The 15,491-nt window shown below is 65.1% G+C and carries 14 protein-coding genes; 9 read left to right on the top strand and 5 right to left on the bottom strand.

Going from position 1 to position 15,491, the window contains the following annotated elements:
- Position 1: 1 nt before the first annotated feature.
- Positions 2-1,552 carry an efflux transporter outer membrane subunit gene (locus QCE83_RS25560; protein WP_309817976.1) on the top strand — a complete coding sequence of 517 codons (1,551 nt, stop codon included), beginning with the start codon at positions 2-4 and terminating at the stop codon, positions 1,550-1,552.
- On the opposite strand, the gene QCE83_RS25555 is transcribed toward QCE83_RS25560, so the two are convergent.
- Entirely contained in the window at positions 1,549-1,788 is a 240-nt protein-coding gene (locus QCE83_RS25555; protein ID WP_309817974.1) for a hypothetical protein, read from the bottom strand. The two genes, QCE83_RS25560 and QCE83_RS25555, sit on opposite strands and share 4 nt — an antisense overlap.
- Positions 1,789-2,012: 224 nt before the next feature.
- Between QCE83_RS25555 and QCE83_RS25550 the strand changes: the two genes are divergently transcribed.
- Positions 2,013-2,477, top strand: a complete 465-nt coding sequence (locus tag QCE83_RS25550; RefSeq protein WP_309817971.1) for a response regulator — start codon at positions 2,013-2,015, stop codon at positions 2,475-2,477.
- Positions 2,478-2,488: 11 nt separating this feature from the next.
- On the opposite strand, the gene QCE83_RS25545 is transcribed toward QCE83_RS25550, so the two are convergent.
- On the bottom strand, positions 2,489-2,899 hold the full coding sequence (locus QCE83_RS25545) for a hypothetical protein (RefSeq protein ID WP_309817969.1): 411 nt from the start codon (positions 2,897-2,899) through the stop codon (positions 2,489-2,491).
- A gap of 481 nt (positions 2,900-3,380) precedes the next feature.
- Between QCE83_RS25545 and QCE83_RS25540 the strand changes: the two genes are divergently transcribed.
- Positions 3,381-4,742, top strand: a complete 1,362-nt coding sequence (locus QCE83_RS25540; protein WP_309817967.1) for an AarF/UbiB family protein — start codon at positions 3,381-3,383, stop codon at positions 4,740-4,742.
- On the opposite strand, the gene QCE83_RS25535 is transcribed toward QCE83_RS25540, so the two are convergent.
- From QCE83_RS25535 to QCE83_RS25525, 3 genes are all read right to left on the bottom strand, one after another.
- Positions 4,739-5,533 (bottom strand): IclR family transcriptional regulator, encoded by a 795-nt coding sequence (locus tag QCE83_RS25535; protein ID WP_309817964.1) that lies wholly within the window; start codon positions 5,531-5,533, stop codon positions 4,739-4,741. The genes QCE83_RS25540 and QCE83_RS25535 overlap by 4 nt on opposite strands.
- Before the next feature lie 63 nt (positions 5,534-5,596).
- On the bottom strand, positions 5,597-7,408 hold the full coding sequence (locus tag QCE83_RS25530; RefSeq protein ID WP_309817959.1) for an ATP-binding protein: 1,812 nt from the start codon (positions 7,406-7,408) through the stop codon (positions 5,597-5,599).
- A gap of 881 nt (positions 7,409-8,289) precedes the next feature.
- Entirely contained in the window at positions 8,290-9,186 is an 897-nt protein-coding gene (locus tag QCE83_RS25525) for a LysR family transcriptional regulator (RefSeq protein WP_309817956.1), read from the bottom strand.
- Positions 9,187-9,289: 103 nt separating this feature from the next.
- Between QCE83_RS25525 and QCE83_RS25520 the strand changes: the two genes are divergently transcribed.
- From QCE83_RS25520 to QCE83_RS25495, 6 genes are read left to right on the top strand one after another with little or no spacing between them, the layout of a single operon-like run.
- Entirely contained in the window at positions 9,290-10,723 is a 1,434-nt protein-coding gene (locus QCE83_RS25520; RefSeq protein ID WP_309817953.1) for a D-aminoacylase, read from the top strand.
- Between the two features lie 16 nt (positions 10,724-10,739).
- A complete protein-coding gene (locus tag QCE83_RS25515) occupies positions 10,740-12,056 on the top strand; it encodes an MFS transporter (RefSeq protein WP_309817948.1) in 1,317 nt (438 codons plus the stop codon).
- A gap of 45 nt (positions 12,057-12,101) precedes the next feature.
- A complete protein-coding gene (locus tag QCE83_RS25510) occupies positions 12,102-13,445 on the top strand; it encodes an aspartate aminotransferase family protein (RefSeq protein ID WP_309817945.1) in 1,344 nt (447 codons plus the stop codon).
- Positions 13,442-13,609 (top strand): hypothetical protein, encoded by a 168-nt coding sequence (locus tag QCE83_RS25505; protein ID WP_309817942.1) that lies wholly within the window; start codon positions 13,442-13,444, stop codon positions 13,607-13,609. Before QCE83_RS25510 ends, QCE83_RS25505 begins: the two co-directional genes overlap by 4 nt.
- The gene (locus QCE83_RS25500) at positions 13,593-14,930 is read left to right on the top strand and encodes an AtzE family amidohydrolase (RefSeq protein WP_309817939.1); all 1,338 of its coding nucleotides are present in this window, start codon (positions 13,593-13,595) and stop codon (positions 14,928-14,930) included. Before QCE83_RS25505 ends, QCE83_RS25500 begins: the two co-directional genes overlap by 17 nt.
- The gene (locus tag QCE83_RS25495; RefSeq protein WP_309817935.1) at positions 14,927-15,481 is read left to right on the top strand and encodes a carboxymuconolactone decarboxylase family protein; all 555 of its coding nucleotides are present in this window, start codon (positions 14,927-14,929) and stop codon (positions 15,479-15,481) included. The genes QCE83_RS25500 and QCE83_RS25495 overlap by 4 nt, the downstream gene beginning before the upstream one ends.
- The last annotated feature ends 10 nt before the right edge of the window (positions 15,482-15,491 follow it).

The raw sequence follows: 15,491 nt of genomic DNA, 5'->3' as shown, positions 1-15,491 counted from the left end.
AATGAAGCTGCGTCTTCTTGCTCTCTTGCCGGCGCTCTTGCTGGGCGCATGCGCCGTGGGCCCGGATTTCAAGGCCCCGACCGCCGATACCCCCGCCGACTGGAACGACATGCAGCGCGCGCAGAACGCGCCGAAAGATCCGCGCGCGCCGCATGCGGATGCGCCTTCGGTGGCGCAGACCTCGGCGGATCCTGATCCGCGCTGGTGGAAGCAGTTCCACGATCCGATGCTCGACTCGCTGATCGAACGCGCCGTCGCGGGCAACCTCGACTTGCAGGCCGCGGTGCTGCGCATCACGGAAGCGCGCGAACAGTCGATTGCGGCGGGCGCGGCCGGTCTGCCGCAGATCGGCGCGAACGCGAGCGTCAAGCGCGAGCAGCTCGGCGTGAAAGGCTTCCTGGAATCGCAGGGCGTCTACGATCAGATCAACACCATCGGCGGGAGCAATGGCACGCAGATTCGCCAGGGACTCGACTCGGCGACGCAGCCCACCACGCTGTATCAATACGGCTTCGACGCGTCGTGGGAACTGGACCTGTTCGGGCGCGTGCGACGCTCGGTCGAATCCGCCGATGCCCAGACGCTGGCGCAGATCGAAAGCCGCAACGACGCGCTGGTGTCGCTCGAATCGGAAGTGGCGCGCACCTACGCGCAATTGCGCGGCGCGCAGTCGATCAAGCAGATCACGCTGGCCGAGATCGACGCCGAACAGCAGATCCTCGATCTCACGCGCGAGCAGGCGCGCGTCGGCCTGACGAGCCAGCAGGACGTGCAGAGCGCGAGCGCGCAGGTCGGCACGCTCCAGGCACAACTGCCGACGCTCGATGCCCAGATCGCGCAGGCCATGAACGGTCTCGCCGTGCTGAGCGGCAGCCCGCCCGGCACGCTCGACGCCGAACTCGCCGATACCACCGGCAGCGCAGCCGTACCGCCTGTGCCGCCCACCGTGCCGGTCGGCTTGCCGTCGACGCTCGCACGGCGGCGTCCGGACATTCGCCGTGCCGAGGCGCAGTTGCACGCGGCCACGGCGGAAGTGGGCGTCGCGGTGGCGCAGTTGTATCCGGACATCTCGCTGACCGGACAGGTCGGCATGCGCGCCTCGAAGGCCAATTACCTCGCTCACTGGTCGAGCCTGTTCTGGTCGGTGGGGCCGAGCATCTCGCTGCCGATCTTCGAGGGCGGCCAGTTGCGCGCCAATGTACGCGTGGCCAAGGCCGAAGCGGGCGCGGCGGCGCTGCAATACCGGCAGACGGTGCTGAGCGCGTTGCAGGACGTCGATAACGCGCTGGTCACCTATCGCACCGAGCAGGACCGGCGTGCGGCGCTGGTACGTACGGTCGAGGCTAACCGCATCAGCCTGCAACTCGCGACGGACAGCTATCGCAAGGGGCTGACGGCGTTCGTGACCGTGCTCGATGCCGAGCGCCAGCTCGCCCAGACGCGCGAGCAACTGGCGCAATCGACGGTGAACGTGACGACGGATCTCATCGCCGTGTACAAGTCGCTCGGCGGCGGCTGGCAGGAGGACGCCGCCGCCACCGCGCAGAACTAGCGCCTGCGCTTCTTCCAGTCGTAGCCGGCGGGCGGGTCGGCGGCGCCCGGCTTGCCCACCGACTGCGGATTCTCGCTGCACAGCGTGATGAAGCTCAGGTCATCGCCATCGGCCTGGCGCTTTCTCAGCGCTTCGGCAAAGCGCAACGCCTCGGCGAGCGAAGCGGGATCGAAACGCTGGTAGCGCGCTGCGCCTTCGGCATCCGGATTGCCGTCGAGCCAGTAGACGACGAACATCGAACCTCCTCACGTTTTGGGACGCATGTCCGCACGGTTCCGGCGAACGCGCGCAAGGCCGATGCAAAAGCTGCACGAACTGCGTGCATCAGCGCGCGATGCCGGCCAGCGGGTATTCCCGGAGTGTAACGTCGGCGAGGCGCACGGCGTCTGATTCGACGCGCTTCGCACCCGGATGGGGAACGAGGGTTGCTTTCAGGTTCGCTCGTTCCGAGGCCATCACGATGCAACGACCCGTTCCTGTTCCGCATCAATCGCTCTGGCAGATGCCGCTGCGCGCGACAGCTCCCGACGAGCCGCGCGTGCTGATCGCCGACGACGATCCCGACGCCACGCGCGCAATCGCGCTTGCGCTGGAGGACGCAGACTTCTCCGTGCGCGCGGTACATACAGGGCTCGATGCGGTATCGCTGGCGCGCAAGTGGCGGCCGGGCGTCGTGCTGCTCGATCTGTCGATGCCGCTCGGCGACGGCTGGGAGGCGGCGGAGGCGATTCGCGCCATCGACATCACGATGCTGCTGATCGCGCATACCGGGCGCGCCAATCCGGACGACTGGTCGCGCGCCCAGCGCACCGGCTTCAACGGCTACTTCCTGAAGCCGGCTGAACTCGACCGCATGATCGAGGTGATCCGGACGTATTTCTCCGCGCAAGGCGACGACAGTGCTGCCGTGCTTTTGCGCGGCTGACACGCGAGGAATCAGGCGTCCGGATGCTTGCGCGAGGTATCGACGAGCCGGAGCACCGGGCGCTCGCTGTCGGGTTCGGCGTGCGCCTTGAGGATCTCTTCCCAGTACTGGCAATAGCCCGCCCAGAAAGGCATTTGGGTGTGCGCCGAGGCCGCTGCCGGCAGGGCTTCGGGCAGCATGCGTCGCAGACGCTGGATCTCCCCATGCTTCCATTGCAGCAGCGCGCGACGATGCCCGCGACGCGGCGTGCCCAGCGCATTCATCTCCGCCAGCGCGTCCGCGAGGCCTTCCGCGGGCCGCGACGCCATGCGCGTCAGCACGCTCGTCTGCGGGCTCGGACCGCGTTCGTGACAGATGATCGCGCCGATCTGCCCGAGGATGTACATGACCTTCGCCAACGGCACAGCGGAATGGAGTGGCATGGGGGCTCTCAGCTTTATCGTTATTGGTCTTCGCGCGTGGCAGCACGAAGCGGTCGACGCCCGGCCGGCAGGTCTCCAGCCGCGACGCTTTTACAAGATACCGCACTGAGATTAATCCGAAATGACGATCGACAAAAATCCACAAACGGAAACGCGGGCGCATTCGTCGCGCGAAGATGGCCTTGACGGCGTTATTTTCGCGTGCTGCCGGGAGCTCGTTTGGACGCGGTTTACTAGGGATCACGAAGCAAATCACGCGGCGTGAGACAAAGGGCGGCATTGAACCATCCGCGTGCACGGCATGGCGAATCGTGTTACACATTGAAGCGGCCGTTCGCCACCCGCAACGGCTTCCCAGTCTTACCGCGGTTTCAACTCACTTTCAGCGAGCCTCAACTTGCCTGTCCGACGACTCGCCACCTTGTGGCGCCTTGGCCGAGCTTTCGTCCGGGAAAGTCATCACGTCGATGACGGCGCCGCGATGACGCGCGTCGCGCGCTTCTTCGCCACGCATGGCGCGCGGGCGGCGCCGCTCGCGGCGGGCGTGCCCGCGCTGTCGCAACTGTCGCGCGTGCTGGAAAACGCGTCGGATGCGCTTGCAAGTCATCCCGCGCTGGCGGAAACGGCCGTGCGCGTTGCGCTGGCCGAGATGGACGCGCTCTTCACGCCCTACGATGCCGCGCGTTTTCGCAAGGCGTGCGCCGAGGCGTTTCCCGCCACGCTGGCCTTCGAAATGACGGACTTGCAGGACGCGCCGCTGCGCTCGGGCGTCGCGGAGCAGACGCATACGGCGCGTATCGGCGGGACACCGGTGCGCGTCACGCTGCTGCGCGCGGACGCTCGCGCCGAACTGGCCGACGATCTCGACCTCGCGCTAGCGGCAGCACGCTTCGCCAAACGGCGTTCGGCGAAAGCGCGCGACATGCATCCGGTGGAGTGGGTGCAGCGGGCGCGGGAGAGCATCGACGCGATGATCGACCTGCGCCAGCGCGCCGCCGATCAAAGCTACCTGCGTTTCCGTCTGCGCGAAGACCCGCGTATCGCGGTGCCTGAAGTGCTGTGGGACTACTGCAACGATTCCGTGCTCACGACGCGTGCCATCGAAACGGCCGCGCTGCGTGACACGCCGACGCTGGCGGCACATGGGCTCGATCCGGCCGATGTCGTCGCGACGCTGATCGAAGCGTTCTTCGAAATGGCGCTGGGACTCGGGCTGTATCACGCGGGGCTCGATGCGGCGGGCGCGCGGGTCAGCATCGAAGAGGGTACGCTTGGTCAGATCGTGCTGGAAGCCGACAACCCGATGATGTTGTTCGCCGCGCACGAACGCGATTTTCTCGTGGGCGTGTCGCATGCGCTGATCCAGGGCGATCACAAGGCCGCGGCGCGCGCGCATCTCGAACAGGGCCGGCCGGACGCGCAGTCGAGTCATCATGAAATGCGCGTGGAGTCCACCTATCGGCGCGAGGCCGAGCGTTTCGCTTCGCCGCACGCGCGGCGCAATGTGGGCGTTGCGCATCTGTTCGGCGCCATCGGCAAGGCGCCCGCCGAGCACATGTTCAGCGCGGCGCACGGGCGCATTGCGTCGCGGGCGGTACTGCTGGCGAGGTCGGCGGAACGGATCGAGCGCGTGGCGCGGGAGATTGCGCCGGACGTCGATGTCTGGACCATCGCGCGCAAGGTGATTCTCCGGCTCGCCGCCGACCGCTTCAGTCTCCGCAGCATGGCGACCCGTCTCGCGCACGAGGCGACGCACTGGCCGCAGATGCTGCCGCGCCTGCCGACGCTCATCGCGAAACGCGCAGCGGCGACGCAGCGCACCAGCGATTCCGTGCTGCGTTAGCGCGTGCCCGGACTCATGCGTTGCGCGATTGCGCGGCACGCTTCCTTGAGCGGTTCGACGTAGGTTTCGAGCGGCGTCGCGCTCTTCCTGAACAGTGGAATGCTGACGCTCACGCAGCCGAGCGTGGCGCCGTTCGCCCCGACGATCGCGCTGCCGTAGCAGAAGATCTGCGCCTCGTTTTCTTCGCGGTCTTCGGCATAGCCGCGTGCGCGGGTGGCGTCGAGTTCGGCGTCGAGCGCGCTGCGTTCGGTGACCGTATGCGGCGTGAAGCGTTGCAGGACGATGCCATGCAGCAGCGCGTCGCGTTCGGCGGGCGTTTGCATCGAGAGATACGCCTTGCCGACGGAACTCGAATACAGCGTGACGCGCGTGCCGATGCGCGACGTCATGCGCACGGCGTGCGGGCTTTCCAGCTTCTCCACGTACACCATTTCCGACCCGCTGCGCACGGCGAGGTGGACGGTTTCCTGGGTGGCGTCGCGCAGCGCCTGCAAGGCATCGGTGGCGGCGATGCGCAGGTCGGAGCGTTCCCAGCTGCGGCTGGCGAGCGACATCAGGCGCGGACCGAGCGCGTAGCCGCCGCGCTCGCCTTCGACGACGAGCCCTTCGGCGATCAGCGCGCCGACGATGCGGTACACGGTCGGGCGCGGATAGCCGCTCTCTGCCGCGAGCTGGGCGATGGTGGGGGGATCGGCGGCATCGGCCACGAGTTGCAGGACCGCCATGAACTTCGAGAAGGCGGCGGTGCCGGTGGCCTTGGCGGCGTCGGAGGAAGGGGTGTCTGAAGGCATGATGTCCAGAATCATGCCATGAGACAGACGCCGGCGACCGCTGCGAATGCGCTGACGACGTTCCTAGCGAGCCGCGTTCGCAGACATGCGGATCATCGCGGCGCTGTCGCTGCCCTCCGACGAAGCCAGCGCCCCCGCCCGCGCGTCCAACGCCTGCCGGATCGTGCCCGCGAGCTCGGACAGGCTGTACGGCTTGTTGAGCAAGGTAATGCCTTCGTCGATGCGTCCTTCATGGAAGATGACATCGCGCGTATAGCCCGAAGCGAACACCACTGCCGCCCGATGCGGCGGCTGGCTCGCCAGCCGTGCCAGCTCGCTGCTGCGCACGGTTCCGGGCATCACGACGTCGGTGAACAGCAGATCCACGTGAGGCACTCTCTGCAGGACATCCAGCGCGCCGTCGCCGTCGTGTGCGGAGAAGACCTTGTAGCCCAGCTGTGCAAGCATGTCGATGGCCGCCAGACGGACATCGGGATCGTCCTCGGCGACCAGGATGGTCTCGCCGCCCGTCACTGAACGCGGATTCACCGGCAGCGTTCCTTCAGACGCGCATTCCTGCTCGGCGCACATCGGGAAATAGAGGGTGATCGTCGTCCCCTGGTTGACCTCGGAGTCGACCTCGACATAACCCGCGCTCTGGCTCACGAAGCCGAACACCATGCTGAGTCCGAGCCCCGTGCCGTGCCCTTCGGGCTTGGTCGAGAAGAACGGCTCGAACATGCGTGACTTGACGTGCTCGGACATGCCGACGCCGGTATCGGTCACGCTGAATCTGACATAGCCGCCTTCCGGCAGCGTCAGCCCCGAGGACAGCAGCTTGTTGCCGGCGTCGTTGCGCACGTCGACATGAATGCCACCGCGTTCCCTGATGGCGTCTCTCGAATTGATGATCAGATTGAGCAGTGCGTTTTCGAGCTGATTCCGGTCGACGAACAGATTGCCGACATCCTCCGCGACCACGGCGCTCAGCGCGATGTGTTCCGGAAGCGCGTGCGCCATCAGGTCGGAAAGGGAGTTCAGCAAGGTAGACGGGCGCACCACCTTCGGGTTCAGCGGCTGCCGGCGCGCGAACGCCAGCATCTGCGAGGCCAGCTTGCTGCCGCGGCTGACTGCGCTGGAGATGATATCCAGACGTTCCTTGAGCCTGGGATTGTTACGCACCTGAAGTTCGAGCAACTGCGCGTTCGACGAGATGATCTGCAGCACGTTGTTGAAGTCGTGTGCGACGCCGCCCGTGAGATTGCCGATGGCTTCCAGCTTCTGCACCTGGCGAAACCGCTCCTCGGCTTCCACGCGCGCGGTGACGGCAACGGCGACCCGCTCTTCCAGAGTCTGGGTCAGGCGATGCAGCTTTTCCTCTGCAATTTGCCTTTCGCGCTCGGCCAGCACTTTTCCGGTCGTCTCGAATACGATGGAGATGACGCCGGCGGGCCGGCCGTCGTCCTCGGTCACGGGACTGTAATGCAGGTCCATCCACACTTCTTCAGGCTTGCCGCTGCGATGCAGCGTCAGTTGCTTGTCCTTGTACGACAGCACCTGCCCGGTCAGACACGTGTCCACCACATTCCGATTGAACGCCGCGACCTCGGGCCAGCCATCCTCGACCGGCTTGCCGAGAAGAAAGGGATGCCTGCCGCCCGCGAACACGGCGTATGCATCGTTGTAGATCATGGTTCCGGGTGTTCCCCAGAGCATGACGAGCGGCAAGGGCGAAGCGAGTACGAATCGAACCGCGGACTGAAGACTGTTCGACCATGAGCCGATAGGCCCCAATGCCGTGCTGTCCCAGTCGAAAGCAGCGATACGGCCGGCCATCTCGCCCTGCCAGCCGCTACAGTCGTATGCATGCTCCGGCCAACTTGCTTGTAGGTTCATCACGTGCTTTGCCAATGATGCAGGATCAAAACGGGTGGCCTCGAATAAGATTAAAGCGAGGGACGAAAAGCGCGCTTAAGTGACGGTTCTGCTTCCGGCCGCAGCGGCATACCGACGAGATTGCAAGCGTGAAGCACAGAACGAACCTGCGTCTTTCATCGAATGAGGAAGGAGGCGCTCGATGTCCCCGCTCAGGCGACAAGTTTGCCTGAACAATACACGTGCTGCATGCTCACCTTCGCCACGTGCCATGCATGATGCAGTCGGCGCCGCATGCGGGTTTCATCGACAGGCAGGCGCTGTTCAGACTGCGCGCAATGCGCAATCGCGGAACGGGCAGTTCGGACTATCTCGATACGCGGGGTGAGCCCAGTGATGGAACGGATTTGAGAAGCGCATCCGCGGTGAGCTCGCCGGGTTTGTAGCCCGTCGTCTGCGTTTCGGTCGCCGCGGTTCCGGCGATCGTTCCCGCCGTGGCCAGCACGGCAACGCGGGGTAGCGGCGCTTGCTGCTGAGTCTGAACTGACTCTGCGCTTGAGCGTTGCAAGTTCCAGCCGTGAGAAATCCAAAGGTAAGGAGCGTACAAGCAAGGCGTTTCACTGGGCTCAATCGAGCGCATGCGTCTTTCACGGCGGACTCCCGCATCGAGGTTTAAGGATCACCTGCGCGTCATCGTTTGACGCGGTTGGTTGAATCGGAACCGATCGGGGTAGAGGGAAGGCGTGGCAAGCCCCGGTCGTCCGATGGGCCAAGTGTAGTAAGTCGCCGGGCGCTCCAACACGGCCCGCGACGACCATTAGAGAACCTGATGATGTGGTCCGCTCTGCGTGAAACTTCCAGCGGCATCGGGTCAGTGCCTGGGGAGGAGTGAGTCCCGCAAGTTAGCCCAGCGACGTCTGCAGCAGTCCGCAGAGATCGGCAGCGATGGACGACATCGACACATGCCGGTGCTTCACGATGCCGATAGCACGCTGCACTTCCGGACTCGCGATCGTGATCGCGCGAATGTTCGGCGCAAAGTGCGCCGACACCGCAAGCGACGGCACGATCGCGCAGCCGAGCCCTGCATCGACGAGCGCGACGACGCATGAGATGTGCTCGACTTCGTAGAACCAGCGCAGGCTGATCGACTCGTGTCCGAGCAGCAGTTCGAGCAGGAGCCGGTTCCCGCTGTCACGTCCGCCAATGACGAAGCGCGCCTCGCGCAGGTTCGGCAGCTCGCGCAGCGACACGCTCTCGCGCGACGCCCATTCGTGTTCGCGATGCACCGCCAGCACGTATCGGTCGGCGAGCAAGGGCTCGAAGGTGAGGTCTTCGTCGTCGCCGGGATCGAGACTGATGCCGAATTCCGCGAGCCCCGCCCGTACCTGCCCGAGCACGAAGTCGTGATTGCCGTCGAAGATCTGCACGCCGATGTGCGGATACTTCAGCGCATATTGCCGCAACACATCCGGCAGCACGCGGCTGACGACCGTCGGGATGCTCGCCAGCCGCACCTTGCCGAAGCGCTTCTCGGCGATCTCCCGGATCGACGACAGCATCGTGCCCAATTGCGAGATTTGCTGGCGCGCCATCGGCAGGAACTGGCGGCCGACGCCCGTCAGCGCGACACTGCGCGTGGTCCGGTGAAACAGCTCCACGCCGAGCGCCTGCTCCAGCTTCTGAATACGCCGGGACAAGCCCGGTTGCGTGAGATGCAGCTTGTCGGCGGCTTTCTGAAAGCTGCCAAGCTCCGCCACCGCGACGAATGCTTCGAGTTCCGAGTTTTCGACTTTCATAACTGTTTCGCATGAATCCGTGAGAAACCGGCATTGGACGGCGCTATTTTGGACGACGAGCATTGTGACCGAAACAAAAAGTCATCACCAAGCGGGCAGGCTCATGCATTTTCAATTGATCATTCGAAACGGCGAAGTCATCGACGGCACCGGCAACGCGCGCTTCAGCGCCGATGTCGGCGTAAACGGCGAGCGCATCGATGCGATCGGCGATCTGTCGGCGGCGAGCGCGGACAGGATGATCGACGCCACGGGCAAGATCGTCGCGCCGGGCTTCATCGACAGCCACACGCACGACGATGCCTTCGTGCTCACGCATCCCGACGTCATGCCCAAGATCGTGCAGGGCGTGACGACGGTGATCGCCGGCAATTGCGGCATCAGCCTCGCGCCCTTGCGGGCCGACGCCGTCCCTCAGCCGCTCGATCTTCTCGGCGTGCCCGAGCGCTTCGCCTACGACAGCTTCTCCAACTATCTCGATGCGCTCGACCGGTCGCCCGCTGCTGTGAACGTGGCGGCGCTGATCGGACATTCGACCTTGCGCGTCCGTCACATGGACGATCTCGCGCGCGAAGCCACGGCCGGGGAACGCGCAGACATGGCGGCCGATGTCGAAGCGGCGATGCAAGCAGGGGCGTTCGGCGTATCGTCGGGAACGTTCTATCCGCCGGCGGCAGCGGCAAGCACGCAGGAACTGATCGACGTCTGCGCACCGCTCGCGCGTTATCCCGGCGTCTTCGCCACGCACTTGCGCGACGAAACCGCCGACATCGTTCCCTCGATGGAAGAGGCCTTCGCGATTGGCCAGGCGGTGGGCGCGAATCTCGTGCTCTCGCATCACAAGGTCGCGGGCAAGGAGAACCACGGACGCTCGGTCGAAACGCTCGCGCTCATCGACGCGCAAGGCGAACGCCAACCGCTCTGCCTCGACTGTCATCCGTATCCGGCGACCTCGACGATGCTGCGCGCGGACCGCATCCGCCAGTCTTCGCGTGTGATGCTCGCGTGGTCGACGAAGCGGCCGGAACTCGCGGGCAAGGATTTCAGCGAGATCCTGCCGCTCTACGACGGTTCGGTCGAGGCGGCCATTGAAGACCTGAAACCGGCCGGCGCCATCTATTTCGTCATGGATGAACAGGACGTGCAGCGCATCTTCCGTCATGAAAAAACGATGGTCGGCTCTGATGGACTCCCCAACGACAGCGCGCCGCACCCGCGCCTGTGGGGCACGTTTCCGCGTGTGCTCGGCCACTACTCGCGCGAACTGAAGCTGTTTCCGCTCGAAACCGCCGTGCGCAAGATGACGGGCCTCACGGCCGAGCAATTCGGCATCGAGGGGCGTGGGCATGTCACCGTCGGCAGCTATGCGGATCTCGTCGTGTTCGATCCCGCCGAAGTCATCGACCGCGCGACGTTCGAAGCACCCCGGCTCGCGCCGGAAGGCATCGAGCATGTGATCGTGAACGGCGCGCCCGTCATCGCCCACGGCAAACCGACCGGCGCGAGACCCGGCCGCGCGCTGCGCAAGAACCACTGATAATCACGAGACCGACATGGCCACTCCCCATCAGGCAAGCCCGCACGCCGCCGCGCCGCTCGCGCTGTCAGCCGACACCGTGTATCGCAAGGTGACGCTTCACGTCGTGCCGATCATCCTGCTGTGCTATTTCTTCGGCTATCTGGACCGCGTGAACGTCGGCTTCGCCAAGCTGCAGATGATGACCGACCTGAACCTGACCGAAGCCGCATATGGCGTCGGCGCGGGCTTGTTCTTCGTCGGCTATCTGCTGCTGCAGGTGCCCGCAGGTTATCTCGTCAGGCGTATCGGCGTGCGCGCCTGTCTCGGCGGCTCGCTGGTCGCATGGGGCATCGTCTCCATCGCGACCCTGGCGACGCGCAGCCAGACCACGTTCTATGCGCTGCGCTTCCTGCTCGGCCTGACGGAGGCGAGCTTCTTTCCGGCCGTCATCGCGTATTTCAGCGTGTGGTTTCCGTCGTACCGGCTGAGCAAGGTGATGTCCCTGCTGTTTCTCGCGATGCCGCTGGGCGTGATCGTCGGCGGTCCGCTGTCGGGCTGGATCATGGATGCGACGCATGGCGGCTGGGGCATGAACGGCTGGCAGTGGATGTTCCTGATCGAAGGCCTGCCCGCCGTCGTGCTTGGTTTCGTGCTGTTCGCGAGGGTCGTGAATCGCATCGAGCACGCAAGCTGGCTCTCGCCCGAGGAACTCGCGGTCGTGAAGAGCGAACTGGCGCGGGAGTCGTCGGACAAGAAGCAGGCGCTGCTTCCCGCGTTGAAGGAGCCGACGCTGTGGCTCCTGTGTGCGATCTCCTTTCTCTATAACGTCGGCAACTACGGCCTCGTCTTCTGGATGCCGACGATGATCAAGGCGCTCGGCCATCGCTCCAACTTCGAGATCGGCGTGATTAGCGCAATTCCCTATCTTGTTGCGGCTGCTGCGATGGTCATCAACGCGCAGCATTCCGTGAAGACGCGCGAGCGTCGCTGGCACACGGCCGCGCCGGTGTTCATCGGCGGCATCGCGCTGATCGGCAGCGTGGCGGCATCGGGTGCGCCGGTGGCGGCGGTTGCGTGCCTGACGGTTGCCGTCGCCGGCATCATGAGCACGCTGGCGATGTTCTGGAGCTTGCCATCGCGCATACTCGCAGGCACGGCAGCGGCGGGCGGTGCGGGCTTGGTCAACGTGGGCGCGGCTGTTGCCGGATTCGTCGGGCCGTCGATCATGGGCTTTCTCAAGCAGATCACCGGCAGCACGACCGCGGGCGTCGCGTTACTCGCCATCACGCTGTTTCTCGCCGCCTTGCTGATCCTTGCCATTCCGGCGCGCTACATCAGGACGGCGCACTGAGATGCACAAAGACTTCGCACTTGATCGAACCTGAAAGGCAGAACCATGACCACGGTATTTCATCGCGCGCCGCGCGCCAGGCTTCCCGTCGCCGTGCGCGGTGACGGCATCGAAATCGTCGATTCGACCGGCAAACGCTATATCGATGCATGCGGCGGCGCAGCCGTTTCATGTCTCGGCCACAGCCATCCGCGGGTGATAGAAGCCATTCAGCGTCAGGTGCAGCATTTGCCCTACGCGCACACGTCGTTCTTCACGACGGAGCCTGCCGAAGCACTCGCCGACCTGCTCATCGACGCCGCGCCGAAGCATCTCGGCCACGTGTATTTCGTCTCGGGCGGGTCCGAAGCGATGGAAGCCGCGCTCAAGCTCGCGCGCCAGTATTTCGTCGAAAAGGGACAGCCCGCGCGCCGGCACTTCATCGCGCGGCGGCAGAGCTATCACGGCAACACGCTCGGTGCGCTCGCGATCGGCGGCAACGCATGGCGTCGCGAGCCGTTCCTGCCGATCCTGATCGAAGCGCATCACGTCACGCCGTGTTTTGCGTATCGCGAGCAGCACGCGGGCGAATCGGACGAAGCCTTTGCGCAACGCCTTGCCGACGAACTCGAAGCGAAGATTCTCGAACTCGGGCCGGAGTCGGTGGCCGCGTTCGTTGCGGAAACGGTCGTCGGCGCGACGGCGGGCGCCGTGCCTCCGGTGCGCGCGTACTTCCGCAAGATCCGCGCGGTCTGCGACATGTACGGCGTGTTGCTGATCCTCGACGAAGTGATGTCGGGCATGGGCCGCACGGGCTATCTCTTCGCCTGTGAAGAGGACGATGTCTCCCCCGACATCCTCGCCATCGCGAAGGGGCTCGGTGCGGGCTATCAGGCGATCGGCGCGACGCTCGTGAGCGACGAGATCTTCAATACGATCGTCGGCGGTTCGGGTTTCTTCCAGCACGGTCACACGTATATCGGCCACGCGACGGCGTGCGCGGCGGCGCTCGAAGTCCAGAAGGTCATCGTCGAAGACAGGCTGCTCGACAACGTGAAGGCGCGCGGCGAGCAGCTGCGCGCAGCCTTGCGCGAGCGGCACGCACAGCATCCGTTCATTGGCGACGTGCGCGGGCGCGGCCTCTTCACCGGAGTCGAACTCGTGCAGGATCGCGAGCACAAGACGCCCTTCGATCCGAAGCACAAGCTGCACAGCGTCATCAAGAGCGAGGCGATGAAGCGCGGCCTGATGGTGTATCCGATGGGCGGCACCGTCGATGGCCGGATGGGCGATCATGTTCTGATTGCACCGCCTTTCATCACGACGGGCGAGCAGATCGAGATCATCGTCGATCGTCTTGCGGATGCGATCGACGGCGCGCTTGCCGCGATCGGCGCGAAGGCGACATGAACGAGGCCTCGTTGCGGGCATGGGCCGCGACACTCGGCATCGCCCTGCCTGACGCGTTGCTGAGCGATGTCGCCGCGTTGCTCGACACCATGCACGCGAGCGCGCGGCAACTCGACGTGGCGCCAGACTCAGCGGAACCCGGCTGCGATGAACCGCGCGCTTGATATCGCCGCCGACGTCCGCGCGCAGCGACGCCGGGCGATCGACGTGACGCGCGAGACGCTTGCGGCCATCGCACGCGAAAATGCTGCGATCAACGCGTTCCATCACGTGTTTCACGACGAAGCGCTTGCCCAGGCAACGCGCATTGATGAACGCATCGCGGGCGGCATCGATCCGGGTCCGCTCGCGGGCGTGCCATTCGCCGCCAAAAGCCTGTTCGATGTCGAAGGCCACACGACGATTGCCGGCTCGTGTGCGCGGCTCGATATCCCTGCTGCAACGCGCGATGCCGAAGCGATCGCGCGTCTGAAACAGGCGGGCGCCGTACTGGTCGGCACCACGCATATGGACGAACTCGCGTGCGGCGCGACCGGCGAAAATCCCTTCTTCGGCAACGTGCGCAACCCGCGCGCTATCGAGCGCATGACGGGGGGATCGTCCGGCGGATCGGCGGCGGCCGTCGCGGCGGGCTGCGTCCCGCTTTCGCTCGGCAGTGACACGAACGGCTCGATCCGCGCGCCCGCCGCGTTGTGCGGCGTGTGGGGCGTGAAGCCGACCTTCGGACGGCTGTCGCGATGCGGCGTGCTGTCCTATGCCGATTCGCTCGATTGCATCGGCGGCTTTGCGCGCAACGTCGATGACCTTGCCGCCCTGCATGCGGCGCTCGACGGCGGCGCGGCAGATGACTCACGCGCAGTTCCGCGGGTCGCCGTGCTCGGCGGGTATTTCCGGACCTACGCCTCGCGCGACGCGTGGGACGCCGTCATCGAAAGCGCGTTGGTCTTCGGACCGCATGAGATCATCGATATGCCGGAAGACGAGATGCAACGCGTCCGCGGCGCGGCGACGATCATCTCGAACGTGGAAGTTGCCGCGGCGCATGGCAATCTTCTTCATGCGCCCGAGGAACACCTGTCGCCGCGCCTGCGTACGCGTCTGCTGGCGGGCGCGTTGAGTCCGGGCACCTGGCACGCGCAGGCGCTGCGTTACCAGCAGCGTTTTCGTGCACGCATGTCACGGCTCTTCGACCGATTCGATATCCTGCTTGCACCGTGCACACCTTTCCCGGCGCCGCGCTTCACCGACGCGACCATCGCGATCGGCGATCACGCTCTCGAACCCGCGAAGCACCTCGGCATGTTGACGCAACCTGTTTCCTTTGCGGGTCTTCCCGTCATCGTCGCGCCCGTTGTGCGCAAAGGCGCCATGCCGCTGGGCGTGCAGATCATCGGCGCTGCGTTCGATGAAACCGCCTGCTTCGCAGCAGCGCGACGCATCGAGCGAGGCTTCAGCAACTCATCAGGAACATCGATTCAAACATGAGCAAGAGACTTCCCGACTTCGACATGGCTAGCGCATCGGACGAACAAAAAGCCGTGTTGCAGAGCATTTTGAGCGGTCCGCGCGGCAACCTCAACGGTCCATTCCTTGGCTGGATCTTCAGTCCGGAGCTTGCGCAGAACGCACAGGCACTTGGCGCGTTCTGCCGCTACAAGACGGGCCTGCCGCTGCGCCAGTCCGAACTCGCGATTCTGGTGACGGCGGCGCGCTGGCGCTCGCAGGCGGAATGGCACATACACCTTCCGATCGCGCTCGATGCAGGCGTGCCCGCCGATCTCGCCGAAGCGCTGCGCACGAGCCAGCCGCCGGTTTTTGCCGATGCCGACGACAAGCTGATCGTCGACTTCGCAACCGAGCTCTACGAAACGAAGCGCGTGAGCGATGCGACTTATGACGCAGCGGTTGCGCGCTTTGGCCATGCGGTGGTGGTGAATCTGGTCGGCCTGCTCGGGTATTACGCGCTCGTCGCGATGACGCTCAACACCTTCGAGATGCGCGCCGAAGGGCAAACCGGTCTGCCTTTCGCCGAATGAACCGTATCGG

Origin of the sequence: Caballeronia sp. LZ034LL, from assembly GCF_031451215.1 — a bacterium.
In the GTDB taxonomy this organism is placed as follows: Bacteria; Pseudomonadota; Gammaproteobacteria; order Burkholderiales; family Burkholderiaceae; genus Caballeronia.
The sequence above is the reverse complement of the archived record's forward strand: the minus strand, read 5'-3'. Positions and strand labels throughout refer to the sequence as shown.